Origin of the sequence: Streptococcus mitis (genome assembly GCF_946190275.1) — a bacterium.
GTDB lineage: Bacteria > Bacillota > Bacilli > Lactobacillales > Streptococcaceae > Streptococcus > Streptococcus mitis_DC.
On sequence record NZ_CAMHZQ010000018.1, the window covers coordinates 1 to 18,946 of the forward strand.

19 protein-coding genes and 2 pseudogenes are annotated in these 18,946 nt (G+C 42.2%); all 21 read left to right on the forward strand.

What is annotated here, in order from left to right; genetic code table 11:
• Positions 1–211: 211 nt before the first annotated feature.
• The 21 genes and pseudogenes from N8M20_RS08435 to N8M20_RS08540 all read left to right on the forward strand — a co-directional run bounded on the left by N8M20_RS08435 (position 212) and on the right by N8M20_RS08540 (position 18,927).
• The gene (locus N8M20_RS08435) at positions 212–340 is read left to right on the forward strand and encodes a smi_0059.1 family bacteriocin-like peptide (protein ID WP_000658219.1); all 129 of its coding nucleotides are present in this window, start codon (positions 212–214) and stop codon (positions 338–340) included.
• Positions 341–351: 11 nt separating this feature from the next.
• Positions 352–507 carry a hypothetical protein gene (locus tag N8M20_RS08440; protein ID WP_171039272.1) on the forward strand — a complete coding sequence of 52 codons (156 nt, stop codon included), beginning with the start codon at positions 352–354 and terminating at the stop codon, positions 505–507.
• 33 nt (positions 508–540) lie between these two features.
• Entirely contained in the window at positions 541–735 is a 195-nt protein-coding gene (locus tag N8M20_RS08445; RefSeq protein ID WP_000180831.1) for a class IIb bacteriocin, lactobin A/cerein 7B family, read from the forward strand.
• 27 nt (positions 736–762) lie between these two features.
• Positions 763–963 carry a hypothetical protein gene (locus N8M20_RS08450; protein ID WP_261080283.1) on the forward strand — a complete coding sequence of 67 codons (201 nt, stop codon included), beginning with the start codon at positions 763–765 and terminating at the stop codon, positions 961–963.
• An 8-nt stretch (positions 964–971) separates the two neighbouring features.
• Positions 972–1,139, forward strand: coding sequence for a bacteriocin (locus tag N8M20_RS08455; protein ID WP_078836780.1), 168 nt, complete (start codon positions 972–974; stop codon positions 1,137–1,139).
• A 3-nt stretch (positions 1,140–1,142) separates the two neighbouring features.
• On the forward strand, positions 1,143–1,358 hold the full coding sequence (locus N8M20_RS08460; protein ID WP_261080284.1) for a bacteriocin immunity protein: 216 nt from the start codon (positions 1,143–1,145) through the stop codon (positions 1,356–1,358).
• Between the two features lie 80 nt (positions 1,359–1,438).
• A complete protein-coding gene (locus tag N8M20_RS08465) occupies positions 1,439–1,618 on the forward strand; it encodes a hypothetical protein (protein ID WP_173275159.1) in 180 nt (59 codons plus the stop codon).
• Between the two features lie 814 nt (positions 1,619–2,432).
• Entirely contained in the window at positions 2,433–4,586 is a 2,154-nt protein-coding gene (gene comA / locus N8M20_RS08475) for a peptide cleavage/export ABC transporter ComA (protein WP_261080286.1), read from the forward strand.
• Positions 4,587–4,598: 12 nt separating this feature from the next.
• Positions 4,599–5,948 carry a competence pheromone export protein ComB gene (gene comB / locus N8M20_RS08480; protein ID WP_261080287.1) on the forward strand — a complete coding sequence of 450 codons (1,350 nt, stop codon included), beginning with the start codon at positions 4,599–4,601 and terminating at the stop codon, positions 5,946–5,948.
• A 169-nt stretch (positions 5,949–6,117) separates the two neighbouring features.
• Complete coding sequence (gene purC, locus N8M20_RS08485; RefSeq protein ID WP_261080288.1) at positions 6,118–6,825, forward strand: phosphoribosylaminoimidazolesuccinocarboxamide synthase; 708 nt, start codon at positions 6,118–6,120, stop codon at positions 6,823–6,825.
• Positions 6,826–6,892: 67 nt separating this feature from the next.
• Positions 6,893–10,618 carry a phosphoribosylformylglycinamidine synthase gene (locus N8M20_RS08490; RefSeq protein WP_261080289.1) on the forward strand — a complete coding sequence of 1,242 codons (3,726 nt, stop codon included), beginning with the start codon at positions 6,893–6,895 and terminating at the stop codon, positions 10,616–10,618.
• A gap of 93 nt (positions 10,619–10,711) precedes the next feature.
• Positions 10,712–12,154, forward strand: a complete 1,443-nt coding sequence (gene purF, locus N8M20_RS08495) for an amidophosphoribosyltransferase (RefSeq protein WP_000220614.1) — start codon at positions 10,712–10,714, stop codon at positions 12,152–12,154.
• Positions 12,155–12,472: 318 nt separating this feature from the next.
• Entirely contained in the window at positions 12,473–13,495 is a 1,023-nt protein-coding gene (gene purM, locus N8M20_RS08500) for a phosphoribosylformylglycinamidine cyclo-ligase (protein ID WP_153199440.1), read from the forward strand.
• Complete coding sequence (gene purN / locus N8M20_RS08505; RefSeq protein ID WP_261080290.1) at positions 13,492–14,043, forward strand: phosphoribosylglycinamide formyltransferase; 552 nt, start codon at positions 13,492–13,494, stop codon at positions 14,041–14,043. Before purM ends, purN begins: the two co-directional genes overlap by 4 nt.
• A gap of 44 nt (positions 14,044–14,087) precedes the next feature.
• Positions 14,088–14,552, forward strand: a complete 465-nt coding sequence (locus tag N8M20_RS08510; protein ID WP_261070344.1) for a GNAT family N-acetyltransferase — start codon at positions 14,088–14,090, stop codon at positions 14,550–14,552.
• A 1-nt stretch (position 14,553) separates the two neighbouring features.
• Positions 14,554–14,706: pseudogene (locus N8M20_RS08515) on the forward strand (bifunctional phosphoribosylaminoimidazolecarboxamide formyltransferase/IMP cyclohydrolase); the annotation flags it as partial.
• 65 nt (positions 14,707–14,771) lie between these two features.
• Positions 14,772–14,915: pseudogene (locus N8M20_RS08520) on the forward strand (formyltransferase family protein); the annotation flags it as partial.
• A gap of 83 nt (positions 14,916–14,998) precedes the next feature.
• Positions 14,999–15,514, forward strand: coding sequence for a VanZ family protein (locus N8M20_RS08525; RefSeq protein ID WP_261080291.1), 516 nt, complete (start codon positions 14,999–15,001; stop codon positions 15,512–15,514).
• Positions 15,515–15,538: 24 nt separating this feature from the next.
• The gene (purH, locus tag N8M20_RS08530) at positions 15,539–17,086 is read left to right on the forward strand and encodes a bifunctional phosphoribosylaminoimidazolecarboxamide formyltransferase/IMP cyclohydrolase (RefSeq protein WP_261080292.1); all 1,548 of its coding nucleotides are present in this window, start codon (positions 15,539–15,541) and stop codon (positions 17,084–17,086) included.
• 120 nt (positions 17,087–17,206) lie between these two features.
• Positions 17,207–18,466 carry a phosphoribosylamine--glycine ligase gene (purD, locus tag N8M20_RS08535; protein WP_261080293.1) on the forward strand — a complete coding sequence of 420 codons (1,260 nt, stop codon included), beginning with the start codon at positions 17,207–17,209 and terminating at the stop codon, positions 18,464–18,466.
• Between the two features lie 2 nt (positions 18,467–18,468).
• Positions 18,469–18,927: a hypothetical protein gene (locus N8M20_RS08540; RefSeq protein WP_004236913.1), complete on the forward strand. Its 459-nt coding sequence runs from the start codon at positions 18,469–18,471 to the stop codon at positions 18,925–18,927.
• The last annotated feature ends 19 nt before the right edge of the window (positions 18,928–18,946 follow it).

The following is an 18,946-nucleotide window of genomic DNA, read 5'->3' on the forward strand; positions in this document are numbered from 1 at the left end:
TTTTTAAATAAAATTTAATTTAGTTGTACATTTTCGAATTGTTTTTCGAATAGATAAGTAAGAGGAAAAGGAAAGGAGTTTGCTTCATGTATCTACCAATTTTCTATTCATGGTACATTAAATTATTTTTTAAATAAAATTTAATTTAGTTGTACATTTTCGAATTGTTTTTCGAATAGATAAGTAAGAGGAAAAGGAAAGGAATAAAATAATGAAAGAACATTACTATGGATTTGTTGAGCTAACGTCGGAAGAATTGACCGATATTCAAGGTGGAGAAAATTGGGCGAAGACCCTTGCAGATTGGTACATTGGATTTCGTAGAGGTTTAGGTTTTTAGGAGGATAAGCGATGAATGAAATGAATGATAAGTATACTATTGAAGTATTAAAGGAAAGCGACTTAGCTTTGCTGGTGGGTGGTAGCAAGGAAAGTTATCAACGGGGTCTAATTACAGGTCTATTGTTACGCGGTGTATTTATTGGAACCCCATTTTTTAGAAGATAAGATTTAGAAAAAATAGAACAATAGGAGAAAAAGATGACAAATTTTGACAAAATGGAGCAGAACTTTGTAGCTCTTACAGAAGAAGAGTTGGTGAATGTAGATGGGGGAGCATTACCTCTTGTAGTCGCTGGAGTATCTATTTGGAAGATAGGTGCAGCAGTAGCAGGTGGAGCAGCAGCGCTTTTTGCTGGAGGAGCAGCTTTGGGGTATTATGCGAATAGACCATAATCTGATTGTAGTCAGAGAGGCATTTCTATGTTTTTAAAAAAAGAAGTGATATTATTAGGGGTATTGTTATCGATACGTATTATTTTTACTATCGTTCAAATTTTAATTGACTATAAAATATTATCTGGACAGTATAGTGTAAATTTTATGGATATTTCAGAAGTATTTACTTATCCAATACTCGTTTTAATCATTTACATAGCAATGAAATATAATACAAAGGAGTAATGACGAATATGAACTTAGAACAATTTTATCAATTATCTGACGATGAATTAGTGGGAACAAAAGGTGGTTTTGGTCTTGCGGAAGCAGTTGGGATTGCAGGAGTACTGAATGCTGCTGTACAAATTTTTAATGCTGGTTACACATTTGGTTCAGATTTGGCTCGTCGTGGGCGTTAGATAATGAACAACCGCAACCTTAATCTCAATACATTGTTACCTAAACTAGCCACGATATGTCCTTTGTTGGGAATAACTCTTAATGTCGCGCTTCATGTGATTCGTACAGGTTCGTTAGTATCCTTTAATTGGCAATGGACTTTAGTTGGTTTGCTTTTCGCAGGATATTTTGGTATTTTTCGCAAAGATTTGTCAAAAAATAATCAAAATCATAAATGAAGAACATGAATCAAAAGGATTTTGTGTATGTGAATGGTAGCGTTTTTCCGCCATTCTTGTCAGGTAATTAGGAGTCTATTATGAAACAATTCTTATTAGGTTTTGCTGAAGGGTATTTTACCGTATCACTCATTATCTACATCGCAACGTATTTGATTTTGAAAAATCCAATCAATACCCTATTTTATCCAGAAATTTACCCTGTTTTATTTGGGCTCTTTTATCTAGGATATAAGGTCAATAAAAAGCAAGTAGAGTGAGCAGTTAAGAATGACTAGAGTATAATCTCAGAATGCATCACATCGGAGTTTAATATGAAATTCGTTAAATCAGTATTGAAAGTTTTGCCTGAAATCATGGTATTACTTAGTTCAATGTCTTATATAATCATCAGATTAGTAGCTGACATAAATAAAGTATCTTTACCTACTTGGTTTAATAGTTTCAATATACCAACGATTGCATTATTTATGATGGTCTTCATTCTTTTATACAGAAGTAAAGAAAAAAAGAATAGATAAATTTGAAGCAGTAGACGCTCTATGGGGAATAGGTGTTTTATAGTAACGAATCAAAAAAGGAGTAACTATGAATCGTAATTTAGAACGGTGTTATCTATTCTGACCATGAATAGATTATACCAGAGGTGGCTTAGGAATAGCAGGGACATTAGTAATTGAAGTAATAAATAGGATGTCGTAAATGTTACTATCAATGATTTATTTGTCCCAAGCTTGCCTAGGGTGACAGTAAAACATCAATTTCCTTTCATACCATATTTTTAGTAGGTAGGACGTTTGTTCTGCCTATTTTTTTATCTAAAAAGTGCAGTTGGGAGGGGGATAGGCGCATTTGGGGAGGAAGTCCAGTTTTTGTTTGGTGATTGGGGTAAGATAGTTGTTATCAGATGAGTTTATACTCTTCGAAAATCAAATTCAAACCACGTCAACGTCGCCACCGTATATATGTTACTGACTTCGTCAGTTCTATCTACAACCTCAAAACAGTGTTTTGAGTAGCCTGCGGCTAGTTTACTCTTTGATTTTCATTTAGTATTAGAAAAAGGAGATGAATATGAAATTTGGGAAACGTCACTATCGTCCGCAGGTGGATCAGATGGACTGCGGTGTAGCTTCATTAGCCATGGTTTTTGGCTACTATGGTAGTTACTATTCTTTGGCTCACTTACGAGAATTGGCCAAGACGACCATGGATGGGACGACGGCTTTGGGCTTGGTCAAGGTGGCAGAGGAGATTGGTTTTGAGACGCGGGCCATTAAGGCGGATATGACGCTCTTTGACTTGCCAGATTTGACTTTTCCTTTTGTTGCCCATGTGCTTAAGGAAGGAAAATTGCTCCACTACTATGTGGTGACTGGGCAGGATAGGGATAGCATTCATATTGCCGATCCAGATCCTGGGGTGAAATTGACCAAACTGCCACGTGAGCGTTTTGCTGAAGAATGGACAGGAGTGACCCTTTTTATGGCACCTAGTCCAGACTACAAGCCTCATAAGGATCAAAAGAATGGCCTGCTCTCTTTTATCCCTATATTAGTGAAGCAGCGTGGCTTGATTGCTAATATCGTTTTGGCAACACTCTTGGTAACCTTGATTAACATTGTGGGTTCTTATTATCTGCAGTCTATCATTGATACCTATGTGCCAGATCAGATGCGTTCGACGCTGGGGATTATTTCTATTGGGCTGGTCATTGTCTACATCCTTCAGCAGGTCTTGTCTTATGCTCAGGAGTATCTCTTACTTGTTTTGGGGCAACGCTTGTCGATTGATGTGATTTTGTCCTATATCAAGCATGTTTTTCACCTGCCTATGTCCTTCTTTGCGACACGCAGGACAGGGGAAATCGTGTCTCGTTTTACAGATGCTAACAGTATCATTGATGCGCTAGCTTCGACCATCCTTTCGATTTTCCTAGATGTGTCAACAGTTGTCATTATTTCCCTTGTTTTATTTTCACAAAATACCAATCTCTTTTTCATGACCTTATTGGCACTTCCTATCTATACAGTGATTATCTTTGCCTTTATGAAGCCGTTTGAAAAGATGAATCGGGATACCATGGAAGCCAATGCGGTTCTGTCTTCTTCTATCATTGAGGACATCAACGGTATTGAGACTATCAAGTCTTTGACCAGTGAAAGTCAACGTTACCAAAAGATTGACAAGGAATTTGTAGATTATCTGAAGAAATCCTTTACCTATAGTCGGGCAGAGAGTCAGCAAAAGGCTCTGAAAAAGGTTGCCCATCTCTTGCTCAATGTCGGCATTCTCTGGATGGGGGCTGTTCTGGTCATGGATGGCAAGATGAGTTTGGGGCAGTTGATTACCTATAATACCTTGCTGGTTTACTTTACCAATCCTTTGGAGAATATCATCAACCTGCAAACTAAGCTTCAGACAGCGCAGGTTGCCAATAACCGTCTGAATGAGGTTTATCTGGTAGCTTCTGAGTTTGAGGAGAAGAAAACAGTTGAGGATCTGAGCTTGATGAAGGGAGATATGACCTTCAAGCAGGTTTACTACAAGTATGGCTATGGTCGAGATGTCTTGTCAGACATCAATTTGACCATTCCCCAAGGTTCTAAGGTGGCTTTTGTGGGAATTTCAGGGTCAGGTAAGACGACCTTGGCCAAGATGATGGTTAATTTTTACGACCCAAGTCAGGGAGAGATTAGTCTGGGTGGTGTCAATCTCAATCAGATTGATAAAAAGGCTCTGCGTCAGTATATCAACTATCTGCCTCAACAGCCTTATGTCTTTAACGGAACGATTTTGGAGAATCTTCTCCTTGGGGCCAAGGAAGGGACGACTCAAGAGGATATCTTACGGGCGGTCGAGTTGGCAGAGATTCGGGAGGACATTGAGCGCATGCCACTGAATTACCAGACAGAATTGACTTCGGATGGGGCAGGAATCTCAGGTGGTCAACGTCAGAGAATTGCTCTGGCGCGTGCTCTCTTGACAGATGCGCCGGTCTTGATTTTGGATGAAGCGACCAGCAGTTTGGATATTTTGACAGAGAAGCGAATTGTAGATAATCTCATGGCTTTAGATAAGACCTTGATTTTCATCGCCCACCGCTTGACCATTGCTGAGCGGACAGAGAAGGTGGTTGTCTTGGATCAGGGCAAGATTGTTGAAGAAGGAAAGCATGCTGATTTGCTTGCACGGGGTGGATTTTACGCCCATTTGGTGAATAGCTAGAAAGAGGAGAGGATGAAACCAGAATTTTTAGAAAGTGCGGAGTTTTATAATCGTCGTTACCATAATTTTTCCAGTCGGGTGATTGTCCCTATGTCCCTTCTGCTCGTGTTTTTGCTTGGATTTGCAACATTTGCAGAGAAGGAGATGAGCTTGTCTACTAGAGCTACTGTCGAGCCAAGTCGTATCCTTGCAAATATCCAGTCAACTAGCAACAATCGCATTCTTGTCAATCATTTGGAAGAAAATAAGCTGGTTAAAAAGGGAGAACTGTTAGTTCAATATCAGGAAGGGGCAGAGGGTGTCCAAGCGGAGTCTTATGCCAGTCAGTTGGACATGCTCAAGGATCAAAAAAAGCAATTGGAGTATTTGCAGAAGAGCTTGCAAGAAGGGGAGAACCACTTTCCAGAGGAGGATAAGTTTGGCTACCAAGCCACCTTTCGCGACTACATCAGTCAAGCAGGCAGTCTTAGGGCTAGTACATCGCAACAAAATGAGACCATCGCATCCCAGAATGCAGCAGCTAGCCAAACCCAAGTCGAAATCGGCAACCTCATCAGTCAAACAGAGGCTAAAATTCGCGATTACCAGACAGCTAAGTCAGCTATTGAAACAGGTGCTTCCTTGGACAGTCAGAATCTAGCCTATTCTCTCTACCAGTCCTACAAGTCTCAGGGTGAGGAAAATCCGCAAGCTAAAGCTCAGGCAGTTGCGCAGGTTGAAGCGCAGCTTTCTCAGTTAGAATCTAGTCTTGCTACTTACCGTGTTCAGTATGCAGGTTCAGGTACCCAGCAAGCCTATGCGTCAGGCTTAAGCAGTCAATTGGAGTCTCTCAAATCACAACACTTGGCAAAGGTTGGTCAGGAATTGACCCTACTAGCCCAGAAAATCTTGGAGGCAGAGTCAGGTAAGAAGGTTCAGGGAAATCTTTTAGACAAGGGGAAAATTACGGCGAGTGAGGATGGGGTGCTTCATCTTAATCCTGAAACCAGTGATTCTACCATGGTTGCAGAAGGTACCCTACTAGGTCAACTCTATCCATCCTTGGAAAGAGAAGGCAAAGCCAAACTAACAGCTTATCTAAGTTCAAAAGATGTTGCTAGAGTCAAGATTGGGGACTCTGTTCGCTATACTACGACTCATGATGCCAAGAATCAACTTTTCCTAGATTCTACTATTACAAGTATTGATGCGACAGCTACTAAGACTGAAAAAGGGAATTTCTTTAAAATCGAGGCGGAGACTAATCTAACTTCTGAGCAGGCTGAAAAACTTCGTTACGGGGTGGAAGGTCGCCTACAGATGATTACGGGCAAGAAAAGTTACCTACGTTATTATTTGGATCAATTTTTGAACAAAGAATAATGTTCGTGTTTTTAGAGTTAAATGATTTTAAAACTGTGAGAAATATACTTCTTGCAGTTTTTTCTTTACGATCCTTGCTTTGCATTTGCTGTTTATTCGGTTAAATTCTTGTAATTTTAGGTTTTTTATGGTAGAATGTGCTCAAGTAATACGAAAGGCGAACTTTAAAATGTCAAAACAATTGATCTATTCGGGAAAAGCTAAAGATATCTATACAACTGAGGATGAAAATCTTATTATTTCAACTTACAAGGACCAGGCGACTGCTTTCAATGGTGTCAAGAAGGAGCAGATTGCGGGTAAGGGAGTGTTGAATAATCAGATTTCATCTTTTATTTTTGAGAAATTAAATGCGGCTGGTGTGGCGACTCACTTTGTGGAGAAACTTTCAGATACGGAACAACTCAATAAAAAGGTGGAAATCATTCCTTTGGAAGTCGTGCTTCGCAACTACACGGCTGGTTCCTTTTCAAAACGTTTTGGTGTAGACGAAGGAATCGCATTTGAGACTCCGATTGTTGAATTTTACTACAAAAATGATGATTTGGATGATCCATTCATCAATGATGAGCATGTGAAATTTCTACAGATTGCGGATGACCAGCAGATTGCCTACTTGAAGGAAGAAACCCGTCGTATCAATGAACTTTTGAAAGTCTGGTTTACTGAGATTGGGCTTAAGTTGATTGACTTTAAGCTAGAGTTCGGTTTTGATAAGGATGGCAAGATTATCTTAGCAGATGAATTTTCACCAGATAACTGTCGCTTGTGGGATGCGGATGGCAACCACATGGATAAGGATGTTTTCCGTAGAGGATTGGGAGAACTAACAGACGTTTACGAAGTTGTCTGGGAGAAGTTGCAAGAGTTGGAATAATCTATTTGCAAGATTCTCAAGGTCATTTGGAAACATTGCAAGAGCTGAAATAAAGGAATAAGGATTGATGGATAAACGTATTTTTGTTGAAAAAAAGGCTGATTTTCAGGTCAAGTCAGAGAGTTTGGTTAGAGAACTCCAGCATAACTTGGGGCTTTCAACTTTGAAAAGTATTCGCATCGTGCAAGTGTATGATGTCTTTAACTTGGCAGAGGGCTTGTTTGCACCTGCAGAGAAACACATTTTCTCTGAGCAGGTGACAGACCATGTCTTGGATGAATCAGTTGTGCAGGCGGATCTTGCCAACTATGCTTTCTTTGCGATTGAAAGCCTACCAGGGCAGTTTGACCAGCGTGCAGCTTCTTCGCAAGAAGCCTTGCTTTTGTTGGGAAGTTCGAGTGATGTGACAGTCAATACCGCTCAACTTTACTTAGTCAATAAAGATATTGATGCGACTGAGTTGGAAGCGGTCAAGAACTATCTGCTCAATCCAGTTGATTCTCGTTTCAAGGACATCACGACAGGGATTGCCAAGCAGGAATTTTCAGAGTCAGACAAGACCATTCCTAAATTGACTTTCTTTGAAAACTATACAGCAGAAGACTTTGCTCGCTACAAGGCCGAGCAAGGGATGGCTATGGAAGTGGATGATTTGCTCTTTATCCAAGACTACTTTAAGTCAATCGGGCGCGTGCCAACTGAGACTGAACTCAAGGTTTTGGACACTTACTGGTCTGACCACTGCCGTCACACGACTTTTGAGACAGAGTTGAAACACATCGACTTTTCAGCTTCTAAATTCCAAAAGCAATTGCAGTCAACCTATGAAAAATATATTGCCATGCGTGAGGAGTTGGGGCGTTCTGAAAAACCGCAAACCTTGATGGATATGGCGACTATTTTCGGTCGTTATGAGCGTGCCAATGGACGTTTGGATGACATGGAAGTGTCTGACGAAATTAATGCTTGCTCAGTAGAAATCGAAGTGGATGTTGATGGTGTGAAAGAGCCATGGCTCCTAATGTTCAAGAATGAAACTCACAACCACCCAACTGAGATTGAGCCATTTGGTGGGGCTGCTACCTGTATCGGTGGTGCTATTCGTGACCCATTGTCAGGTCGTTCTTATGTTTACCAAGCTATGCGGATCTCAGGTGCGGGTGATATTACAGCACCGATTTCGGAAACGCGTGCTGGGAAGCTGCCACAACAGGTTGTTTCTAAAACAGCTGCTCATGGTTATTCTTCATATGGTAACCAGATTGGGCTTGCGACGACCTACGTTCGTGAGTATTTCCATCCAGGCTTTGTAGCTAAACGCATGGAGCTTGGTGCTGTTGTCGGAGCGGCTCCTAAGGGCAATGTGGTCCGTGAAAAACCGGAAGCGGGTGATGTCATTATCCTCCTTGGAGGTAAGACTGGACGTGATGGTGTCGGTGGTGCGACAGGTTCTTCTAAGGTACAAACAGTTGAGTCCGTGGAAACTGCTGGAGCTGAGGTTCAGAAAGGGAATGCCATCGAAGAACGCAAGATTCAACGCCTTTTCCGTAATGGCGATGCGACTCGTTTTATCAAAAAATCAAATGATTTTGGCGCTGGTGGTGTCTGTGTAGCTATTGGTGAATTAGCAGACGGTCTTGAAATCGACATCAACAAGGTGCCTCTTAAATACCAAGGCTTGAATGGCACAGAAATTGCTATCTCTGAATCTCAAGAACGGATGGCTGTGGTGGTTCGTCCTGAGGATGTAGATGCCTTCGTTGTAGAATGTAACAAAGAAAATATTGACGCTGTTGTCGTGGCGACAGTAACTGAAAAACCAAATCTGGTTATGCACTGGAATGGCGAAACGATTGTAGACTTGGAACGCCGTTTCCTTGACACCAATGGTGTGCGCGTGGTCGTTGATGCCAAGGTTGTGGACAAGGATGTCAAACTCCCAGAAGAGCGTACAACAAGCGTAGAAACACTTGAAGCTGATACCCTTGCGGTTCTATCTGATTTGAACCATGCGAGTCAAAAAGGATTGCAGACTATCTTTGATTGCTCTGTTGGTCGTTCAACGGTCAATCACCCACTTGGTGGTCGCTATCAACTCACTCCAACTGAAGCTTCTGTGCAGAAATTGCCAGTTCAACACGGTGTGACTCATACTGCGTCAGTCATGGCTCAAGGTTTCAACCCATATGTAGCTGAATGGTCTCCATACCACGGTGCTGTCTATGCGGTGATCGAAGCAACTGCTCGTTTGGTTGCTACTGGTGCCAACTGGTCTAAGGCTCGCTTCTCTTACCAAGAGTACTTCGAGCGCATGGATAAACAAGCAGCGCGTTTTGGTCAGCCAGTAGCAGCTCTCCTAGGCTCTATCGAGGCACAAATTCAGCTTGGTTTGCCATCTATCGGTGGTAAGGACTCCATGTCTGGTACTTTTGAAGAATTGACCGTTCCGCCAACCTTGGTCGCTTTTGGGGTGACGACAGCGGATAGCCGTAAGGTGCTTTCGCCAGAGTTCAAGAATGCTGGTGAAAACATCTACTACATCCCAGGTCAAGCCCTCTCTGCAGAAATTGATTTTGACTTGATTAAGTCTAACTTTGCTCAGTTTGAAGACATCCAAGCTGGCCACAAAGTGACATCTGCATCAGCTGTTAAATATGGTGGTGTGGTTGAAAGTTTGGCACTTGCTACTTTTGGAAATCATATCGGTGCAGAAGTAGCCTTGCCTGAACTTGAAACGGCTTTGACAGCTCAATTGGGTGGATTTGTCTTTACTTCTCCTGAAGAAATTGCTGGAGTAGAGAAAATCGGTCAAACAAGTGCAGACTTTACACTCCTTGTCAACGGTGTGAAGCTAGATGGACACAAACTTGACAGTGCCTTCCAAGGAAAATTGGAAGAAGTTTACCCAACAGAATTTGCTCAAGCCAAAGAACTAGCTGAAGTACCAGCTGTGGTATCAGATGTTGTGATTAAAGCAAAAGAAAAGGTTGAAAAACCTGTGGTTTACATCCCAGTATTCCCAGGCACCAACTCGGAATATGACTCAGCCAAGGCATTTGAGAAAGAAGGTGCAGAGGTCAACTTGGTGCCATTTGTGACCTTGAATGAAGAGGCTATTGTCAAGTCGGTTGAAACTATGGTTGACAACATCAATAAAGCTAACATTCTCTTCTTTGCAGGTGGATTCTCAGCTGCGGACGAGCCAGATGGTTCAGCCAAGTTTATTGTCAATATTCTGCTTAATGAAAAAGTGCGTGTGGCTATTGATAGCTTTATCGCCCGTGGTGGCTTGATTATCGGTATCTGTAATGGATTCCAGGCCTTGGTCAAATCAGGTCTTCTTCCATACGGAAATTTTGAAGATGCCAGCAGTACGAGCCCAACCCTCTTCTACAATGATGCCAACCAACACGTGGCCAAGATGGTAGAAACTCGCATTGCCAATACTAACTCACCATGGCTTGCTGGAGTGCAAGTGGGCGATATCCATGCTATTCCTGTTTCACACGGTGAAGGGAAATTTGTCGTGACGGCTGAGGAATTCGCTGAACTCCGTGACAATGGACAAATTTTCAGTCAATACGTTGACTTTGACGGCAAACCAAGTATGGATTCTAAGTACAATCCGAATGGTTCTGTTCATGCCATCGAAGGAATTACCAGCAAGAACGGCCAAATCATCGGTAAAATGGGCCACTCAGAACGTTATGAAGACGGTCTTTTCCAAAACATCCCAGGAAATAAAGATCAGCATCTGTTCGCGTCGGCGGTTAAATACTTTACTGGAAAATAAGACTTACAGATTTTCTAATAGATAGTATCAGTAATGTAAAAGTCATGTAGATTTAGCTCTTGGTGCTACACAAATAAAAATTAGGTATATAAAATGACATACGAAGTAAAATCTCTTAATGAAGAATGTGGTGTTTTCGGTATCTGGGGACATCCAGATGCTGCTAAATTGACTTATTTTGGTCTCCACAGTCTTCAACACCGTGGTCAGGAGGGGGCAGGAATCCTTTCCAATGACCAAGGAAAACTAAAGCGCCATCGTGACATGGGACTTTTATCAGAAGTGTTCAGAAATCCTGCTAACTTAGATAAATTGACGGGGACTGGTGCGATTGGGCATGTGCGTTACGCGACTGCTGGCGAAGCTTCTGTAGATAATATCCAGCCCTTCCTCTTCCGTTTTCACGATATGCAGTTTGGGTTGGCTCATAATGGAAATCTGACCAATGCAGCCTCTCTCAAGAAAGAACTGGAACAAAGAGGAGCGATTTTCAGCGCGACTTCGGACTCTGAAATCTTGGCTCACCTCATTCGTCGCAGTCATAATCCGAACTTGATGGGCAAAATCAAGGAGGCGCTCAGTCTTGTCAAAGGTGGTTTTGCCTATATCTTGCTGTTTGAGGACAAGTTGATTGCGGCTCTTGACCCCAATGGTTTCCGTCCGCTTTCTATCGGGAAAATGGCTAACGGAGCGGTGGTTGTTTCCTCTGAAACCTGTGCTTTTGAGGTTATTGGTGCTGAATGGATTCGTGATTTGAAGCCAGGTGAGATTGTGATCATTGATGACAAGGGCATCCAGTATGATAGCTATACAGATGATACTCAGTTAGCAATCTGTTCCATGGAGTATATCTACTTTGCTCGCCCTGATTCTAACATTCATGGTGTCAATGTCCATACGGCACGTAAACGTATGGGTGCCCAATTGGCGCGTGAATTCAAGCATGAGGCGGATATCGTGGTTGGTGTGCCCAATTCTTCCCTCAGCGCGGCTATGGGATTTGCGGAAGAATCTGGTTTGCCAAATGAAATGGGTCTTATCAAGAACCAATACACCCAACGTACCTTTATCCAACCGACTCAAGAATTGCGGGAGCAAGGGGTGCGGATGAAACTGTCTGCTGTTTCAGGCGTTGTAAAAGGCAAGCGTGTGGTTATGATTGATGACTCTATTGTACGTGGAACAACCTCTCGTCGGATTGTTCAACTCTTGAAAGAAGCGGGTGCGACTGAGGTTCACGTTGCTATTGGTAGTCCAGCGCTAGCTTATCCATGTTTCTACGGGATTGATATCCAAACCCGTCAGGAGCTGATTGCGGCCAATCATACGGTTGAAGAAACGCGTCAAATCATTGGTGCGGACAGTCTGACCTATCTTTCTGTTGAAGGGTTGATTGATTCAATTGGTATTGAAACAGATGCACCAAATGGTGGTCTCTGTGTTGCTTACTTTGACGGTGACTACCCAACACCTCTCTACGATTATGAAGAAGACTATCGTCGAAGTTTGGAAGAAAAGACCAGTTTTTACAAATAGACAATAGATCCTCCATTAAAGAAAAGGAATATAAAAATGACAAATAAGAATGCATACGCTCCACGTCTCACTACTGACTAAAAGCTAAAGCATTTGTCAGTAGACGCTTTCTCCTGTGGGACAAAGCTAGAACCCTGACTAGTATTTTTATACTCTTCGAAAATCAAATTCAAACCACGTCAGCTTCACCTTGCCGTACCCAAGTACAGCCTGCGGCTAGCTTCCTAGTTTGCTCTTTGATTTTCATTGAGTATTAGATAAAATAATTGTTTATCTAAAAATACGTCACAATCTTTCTCAAAGAAAAGGAACATAAAAATGGCAAATAAAAATGCGTACGCTCAATCTGGTGTGGATGTTGAAGCGGGTTATGAAGTTGTTGAACGGATCAAAAAGCACGTGGCTCGTACGGAGCGTGCAGGTGTCATGGGAGCTCTTGGTGGTTTTGGTGGTATGTTTGACCTTTCAAAAACAGGGGTTAAAGAACCCGTCTTGATTTCAGGAACTGACGGTGTCGGAACCAAGCTCATGTTGGCTATCAAGTACGACAAGCACGATACTATCGGTCAGGACTGTGTAGCCATGTGTGTCAATGATATCATTGCTGCAGGTGCGGAGCCACTCTATTTCCTTGACTACGTAGCGACAGGGAAGAATGAACCAGCTAAGCTAGAACAAGTTGTCGCTGGTGTGGCAGAAGGTTGTGTGCAGGCAGGTGCTGCCCTCATTGGTGGGGAAACGGCTGAAATGCCTGGCATGTACGGCGAAGATGACTATGACTTGGCTGGTTTTGCGGTCGGTGTGGCTGAAAAATCTCAAATCATTGACGGTTCAAAGGTGGCAGAAGGAGATGTTCTTCTCGGACTTGCTTCAAGTGGGATTCATTCCAATGGTTACTCTCTCGTCCGTCGTGTCTTTGCGGATTACACAGGTGAGGAAGTCTTGCCAGAATTGGAAGGCAAGCAACTCAAGGAAGTTCTTCTTGAGCCGACTCGTATCTATGTCAAGGCTGTTTTGCCACTCATCAAGGAAGAGTTGGTCAACGGCATTGCCCACATCACTGGTGGTGGCTTTATCGAAAATGTCCCTCGTATGTTTGTAGCTGACCTAGCAGCTGAGATTGAGGAAAGCAAAGTTCCAGTGCTTCCTATTTTCAAAGCTCTTGAAAAATATGGTAAAATCAAACATGAAGAAATGTTTGAAATCTTCAATATGGGTGTGGGGCTTATGTTGGCAGTTAGCCCTGAAAATGTAACTCGTATCAAGGAATTGTTGGATGAACCAGTCTATGAAATTGGTCGCATCGTCAAGAAAGAAAACGAAAGTGTCATCATCAAATGAAAAAAATAGCGGTTTTTGCCTCTGGTAATGGCTCAAATTTTCAGGTGATTGCGGAACAATTTCCAGTAGAGTTTGTTTTTTCAGATCATCGTGACGCCTATGTGCTCGAACGTGCAGACAAGCTCGGCGTTCTGTCCTATGCTTTTGAACTCAAGGAGTTTGAGAGCAAGGCAGCCTACGAAGCAGCCATTGTGGAACTCTTGGAAGAGCACCAGATTGACTTGGTTTGTCTAGCAGGCTACATGAAAATTGTTGGGCCTACTTTACTGGCAGCTTATGAAGGCAGGATTATCAACATTCATCCAGCCTACTTGCCAGAATTTCCAGGAGCTCATGGGATTGAGGATGCTTGGAATGCTGGCGTTGCTGAGAGCGGCGTGACCATTCATTGGGTGGATTCAGGTGTGGATACAGGAAAGGTTATCAAACAAGTGCGTGTGCCACGGTTAGCTGATGATACGATTGAAAGTTTTGAAACTCGGATTCATGCCACCGAGTATCAGCTCTATCATCAAGTGTTGGAGAGTTTAGGTGTGGGTAGAAGATAATAAGTAAATCAAGTTTTGATTTTGCAATATTGCTAGGAGAAAAAATGATTGAGATAAAATTAGTAGATGAGAGCAGTTTTCAGGCAGTGCTGGATTTGAAAATATCTGAAGCTGATGAACGAGCACGTTTCGTGTCTCCAAATGTACGCTCTTTAGCTGACGCATGGCTCTACCGAGAGAATGGGGATGTGTTTCCAATGGCAATTTATTGGAATGAGCTTGTAGTTGGTTTTCTCCTGTTGGAAATAGATAAGGATGAAGCGGAATACTTTATCTGGCGGATAATGATTGGCCAGCAGTACCAAGGAAGAGGTTATGGACGAAAAGCCTTGGAAGTTCTAATCAAAAAGGCTCAGATGGATAGCGATTGCAATCATATTATCGCAGATTATGTGGTTGGAAATGAAAAAATGAAGCACCTGTTGACTAGTTTGGGTTTTCAGGAAACAGGATTTATAGAAGAAAATAACGAAGTCGCTATGCGCTTGGACCTAAAGAAAGAGGAATAGAATGACGAAAAAAGCCTTAATCAGCGTCTCAGACAAAGCGGGCATTGTTGAATTTGCCCAAGAACTTAAAAAACTGGGTTGGGAGATTATCTCGACAGGTAGGACCAAGGTTACCCTTGACAATGCTGGGGTGAGCACCAGTGCCATTGATGATTCATATGATATCTTTGATTTTAAATTGGAGTCAGTATTTGTTGAAAACGGTTTCAAACGGAGGTATCGGGTGTGGACACTGGTAAGATTATCAAACAAGTCCGTGTGCCACGGTTAGCTGATGATACGATTGACAGTTTTGAAGCTCGCATCCATGAGGCAGAGTATAAGTTGTATCCAGAAGTAGTGAAGGCTCTATTTACAGATTGACTTTTTGATGATTCATATGATATCTTTGATTCAAAATTGGAGTCAGTGATTGTTGAAGACGGCTTCAAACGGAGGTATTTGTAATGTTAGAATCTAAAAAAACAACTCGATATGTATTTTATGTCTATCTGATGTTATTAACTTGGGGAATCTTATTTAAGTTTGAAACTAATCCTGAATTTATAGCATTTTTCTTAGCTCCAAGGTACATCAATTGGATTCCATTTTCAGAACCACTAATAGTAGATGGAAAAATTGTTTTTGCTGAAATGTTATTTAATCTGATTTCCTTTATTCCATTAGGTGTTTGTTTCCCTCTGATAAAAACTAATTTATCTAGTTTAAGAATAGTCGGGACAGGTTTCTTGATTAGTCTATTGTTTGAGTGCTTACAGTATATTTTAGCAATAGGTATAACAGATATAACGGATTTGACTTTAAATACGCTAGGTGTTTGTGTAGGCTTACTGATTTACCAAATTTTTATAAGAGTGTTCAAATCACAGACTAGAAAATGGGTCAATATCTTAGGTATGCTTAGCCTTGGTTTTGCTTATTTTGTTTTACTGTTACTGTTACTGCATTTAATTGGTGTTTAACTAATGATTAAAAAGGAGAATATAATGACTAAACGCGCCTTAATCAGCGTCTCAGATAAAGCGGGCATTGTTGAATTGGCCCAAGAGCTCAAAAAACTGGGTTGGGAGATTATCTCGACGGGTGGGACCAAGGTTGTCCTTGACAATGCTGGGGTGGAGACCATTGCGATCGATGATGTGACGGGCTTCCCAGAGATGATGGATGGTCGTGTTAAGACCCTTCATCCAAATATCCACGGTGGGCTCCTCGCTCGTCGTGATTTGGATAGTCACCTGGAAGCGGCCAAAGACAATCAAATCGAGCTCATTGACCTTGTAGTGGTCAATCTCTATCCCTTTAAAGAAACGATTCTCAAACCAGACGTGACTTATGCTGATGCGGTGGAGAATATCGATATCGGCGGGCCATCTATGCTTCGTTCAGCAGCTAAAAACCATGCCAGCGTGACGGTTGTGGTAGACCCTGCTGACTATACAGTGGTTTTGGACGAGTTGTCAGCCAATGGTGAAACGACTTACCAAACGCGTCAACGTTTGGCAGCCAAAGTTTTTCGTCACACAGCGGCTTATGATGCCTTGATTGCAGAGTATTTTACAGCTCAAGTGGGTGAAAGCAAGCCTGAAAAGTTGACCTTGACTTATGACCTCAAGCAAGCCATGCGTTATGGGGAAAATCCTCAACAAGACGCAGACTTCTACCAAAAAGCTTTGCCAACGGCTTACTCCATCGCTTCGGCTAAACAGCTCAACGGTAAAGAATTGTCATTCAACAATATCCGTGATGCGGATGCGGCCATTCGTATTATTCGTGATTTCAAAGACCGTCCAACTGTTGTGGCTCTCAAACACATGAACCCATGTGGAATCGGTCAGGCTGATAACATTGAGACTGCTTGGGACTACGCTTATGAGTCTGACCCAGTGTCTATCTTTGGTGGTATCGTTGTTCTTAACCGTGAGGTGGATGCTGCGACAGCTGAGAAGATGCACGGCGTTTTCCTTGAAATCATCATTGCACCAAGCTATACGGATGAAGCCCTAGCCATTTTGACCAACAAAAAGAAAAACTTGCGTATCCTTGCCTTGCCATTTGATGCTCAAGAGGCCAGTGAAGTGGAAGCAGAATACACAGGTGTTGTCGGTGGACTTCTGGCGCAAAACCAAGACGTTGTCAAAGAAAGTCCAGCTGACTGGCAAGTGGTGACCAAACGCCAGCCAACTGAGACAGAAGCGACAGCTCTTGAGTTCGCTTGGAAAGCTATTAAATACGTCAAATCAAACGGAATTATCGTGACCAACGACCACATGACACTTGGTGTTGGTCCAGGTCAAACTAACCGTGTGGCTTCAGTCCGTATTGCCATTGACCAAGCTAAAGACCGTCTTGACGGCGCTGTGCTTGCTTCGGATGCCTTCTTCCCATTCGCGGATAACGTGGAAGAAATCGCTAAAGCAGGTATCAAGGCCATCATCCAGCCAGGAGGGTCCGTCCGTGACCAAGAGTCTATCGAAGCTGCGGATAAATATGGCTTGACCATGGTCTTCACAGGCGTGAGACATTTTAGACATTAAGAAGCAAAAGGGAAGAAAAAAGTTTCTTTCCTTTTTTGCGTAAAAACGCGGAGTGAAACAAGATTAAAACGAACGTTTATGGTATAATGTTAGTAAATAATTCGCAAAAGAGGTTGTGAGATGAAACTACTTGTTGTCGGTTCGGGTGGTCGTGAACATGCGATTGCTAAGAAGTTGCTTGAGTCAAAAGACGTTGAAAAAGTATTTGTAGCTCCTGGGAATGATGGGATGACTCTTGATAGTTTGGAATTGGTAAATATCTCTATTTCCGAACATTCTAAATTGATTGAGTTTGCAAAAGCCAACGATATTGCTTGGACCTTTATCGGGCCAGATGACGCCCTTGCGGCTGGTATCGTGGATGATTTCCATGCAGCTGGTCTCAAAGCCTTTGGTCCGACAAGATTGGCAGCTGAGCTGGAGTGGTCCAAGGATTTTGCCAAGGAAATCATGGTCAAATACGGCGTTCCGACAGCAGCCTATGGCACATTCTCAGATTTCGAGGAAGCTAAGGCCTATATCGAAAAGCAGGGTGCACCTATCGTAGTCAAGGCGGATGGCTTGGCGCTTGGGAAGGGTGTTGTCGTTGCTGAGACAGTCGAGCAAGCAGTCGAAGCAGCTCACGAGATGCTTTTGGACAATAAATTTGGTGACTCAGGTGCGCGTGTGGTTATCGAGGAATTCCTTGAAGGAGAGGAATTTTCACTCTTTGCCTTTGTCAATGGGGACAAGTTCTACATTATGCCAACAGCTCAGGACCACAAACGTGCCTACGATGGCGACAAAGGGCCTAACACGGGTGGTATGGGTGCCTATGCGCCAGTTCCACACTTACCACATAGTGTAGTTGATATAGTGGTCGACACCATTGTCAAGCCAGTCCTAGAGGGCATGATTCAAGAAGGTCGTCCTTATCTGGGTATCCTTTACGCAGGGCTTATCTTGACAGCGGACGGACCTAAGGTCATCGAGTTCAATGCTCGTTTCGGAGATCCTGAAACTCAGATTATCTTGCCTCGTTTGACATCTGATTTTGCGCAAAATATCACGGATATTCTCGATGGTAAGGAGCCAAACATCACGTGGACGGACAAGGGTGTGACGCTGGGTGTGGTTGTCGCATCTAATGGTTACCCGCTAGACTATGAAAAAGGTGTCAAGTTGCCAGCCAAGACAGAGGGTGATATCATCACCTACTATGCAGGGGCTAAGTTTGCGGAAAATAGCAGAGTACTGCTATCAAACGGCGGACGTGTCTATATGCTCGTCACCACAGCAGATACTGTCAAAGAAACTCAAGATACCATCTACAGTCAACTCGCCCAACAAAAAACAGAAGGACTCTTCTACCGAACAGATATCGGAAGTAAGGGAGTATGAATATGATTGTAAAATTAAGTATTATAATATCGTTGTTAACAGCCTTAGTTGCGGTATGGAACAGTTGGTTCACAATAAAATCATTTAATGAGACACGTAAATACGATGTCAAAAAAATGAGATATGAAAAATTATACGTCTATTATATGGAGTATATCTCAAGAAAAGAAAAATTAAATTTTTTGTCTTCGACAGATACAATCAACACATTGAATTATATATTTAGTGTTTATGATAATATTAAATTTTTAATGGATAAAGAAATTTCAGATAACCTCAATATTCTTCAAAATAATCTTGAAAAAGAGCGTAATCAATTTTTATCAGATTTTGATAAAATGAAATTGGACGAAAGAAGTAGAAGATTGGATGAGTTGATACAGGCTTCTAAAAGCTTTAACAGGGAATTTAAGAAATATTATCAGCTTCAACTATCAAAAGATTATAATAAATTAGTTTAAAAAGAGAGAAATTAAGAAA

Coding starts and splice junctions, on each gene's coding strand:
- N8M20_RS08510 (WP_261070344.1), top strand. CDS start 14,088: ATGATTGAGATAAAATTAGTAGATGAGAGCAGTTTTCAGGCAGTGCTG.
- comA (WP_261080286.1), top strand. CDS start 2,433: ATGAAATTTGGGAAACGTCACTATCGTCCGCAGGTGGATCAGATGGAC.
- N8M20_RS08440 (WP_171039272.1), top strand. CDS start 352: ATGAATGAAATGAATGATAAGTATACTATTGAAGTATTAAAGGAAAGC.
- purC (WP_261080288.1), top strand. CDS start 6,118: ATGTCAAAACAATTGATCTATTCGGGAAAAGCTAAAGATATCTATACA.
- purD (WP_261080293.1), top strand. CDS start 17,207: ATGAAACTACTTGTTGTCGGTTCGGGTGGTCGTGAACATGCGATTGCT.
- N8M20_RS08540 (WP_004236913.1), top strand. CDS start 18,469: ATGATTGTAAAATTAAGTATTATAATATCGTTGTTAACAGCCTTAGTT.
- N8M20_RS08525 (WP_261080291.1), top strand. CDS start 14,999: ATGTTAGAATCTAAAAAAACAACTCGATATGTATTTTATGTCTATCTG.
- purM (WP_153199440.1), top strand. CDS start 12,473: ATGGCAAATAAAAATGCGTACGCTCAATCTGGTGTGGATGTTGAAGCG.
- purN (WP_261080290.1), top strand. CDS start 13,492: ATGAAAAAAATAGCGGTTTTTGCCTCTGGTAATGGCTCAAATTTTCAG.
- N8M20_RS08445 (WP_000180831.1), top strand. CDS start 541: ATGACAAATTTTGACAAAATGGAGCAGAACTTTGTAGCTCTTACAGAA.
- N8M20_RS08460 (WP_261080284.1), top strand. CDS start 1,143: ATGAACAACCGCAACCTTAATCTCAATACATTGTTACCTAAACTAGCC.
- N8M20_RS08465 (WP_173275159.1), top strand. CDS start 1,439: ATGAAACAATTCTTATTAGGTTTTGCTGAAGGGTATTTTACCGTATCA.
- N8M20_RS08455 (WP_078836780.1), top strand. CDS start 972: ATGAACTTAGAACAATTTTATCAATTATCTGACGATGAATTAGTGGGA.
- comB (WP_261080287.1), top strand. CDS start 4,599: ATGAAACCAGAATTTTTAGAAAGTGCGGAGTTTTATAATCGTCGTTAC.
- N8M20_RS08435 (WP_000658219.1), top strand. CDS start 212: ATGAAAGAACATTACTATGGATTTGTTGAGCTAACGTCGGAAGAATTG.
- purH (WP_261080292.1), top strand. CDS start 15,539: ATGACTAAACGCGCCTTAATCAGCGTCTCAGATAAAGCGGGCATTGTT.
- purF (WP_000220614.1), top strand. CDS start 10,712: ATGACATACGAAGTAAAATCTCTTAATGAAGAATGTGGTGTTTTCGGT.
- N8M20_RS08450 (WP_261080283.1), top strand. CDS start 763: ATGTTTTTAAAAAAAGAAGTGATATTATTAGGGGTATTGTTATCGATA.
- N8M20_RS08490 (WP_261080289.1), top strand. CDS start 6,893: ATGGATAAACGTATTTTTGTTGAAAAAAAGGCTGATTTTCAGGTCAAG.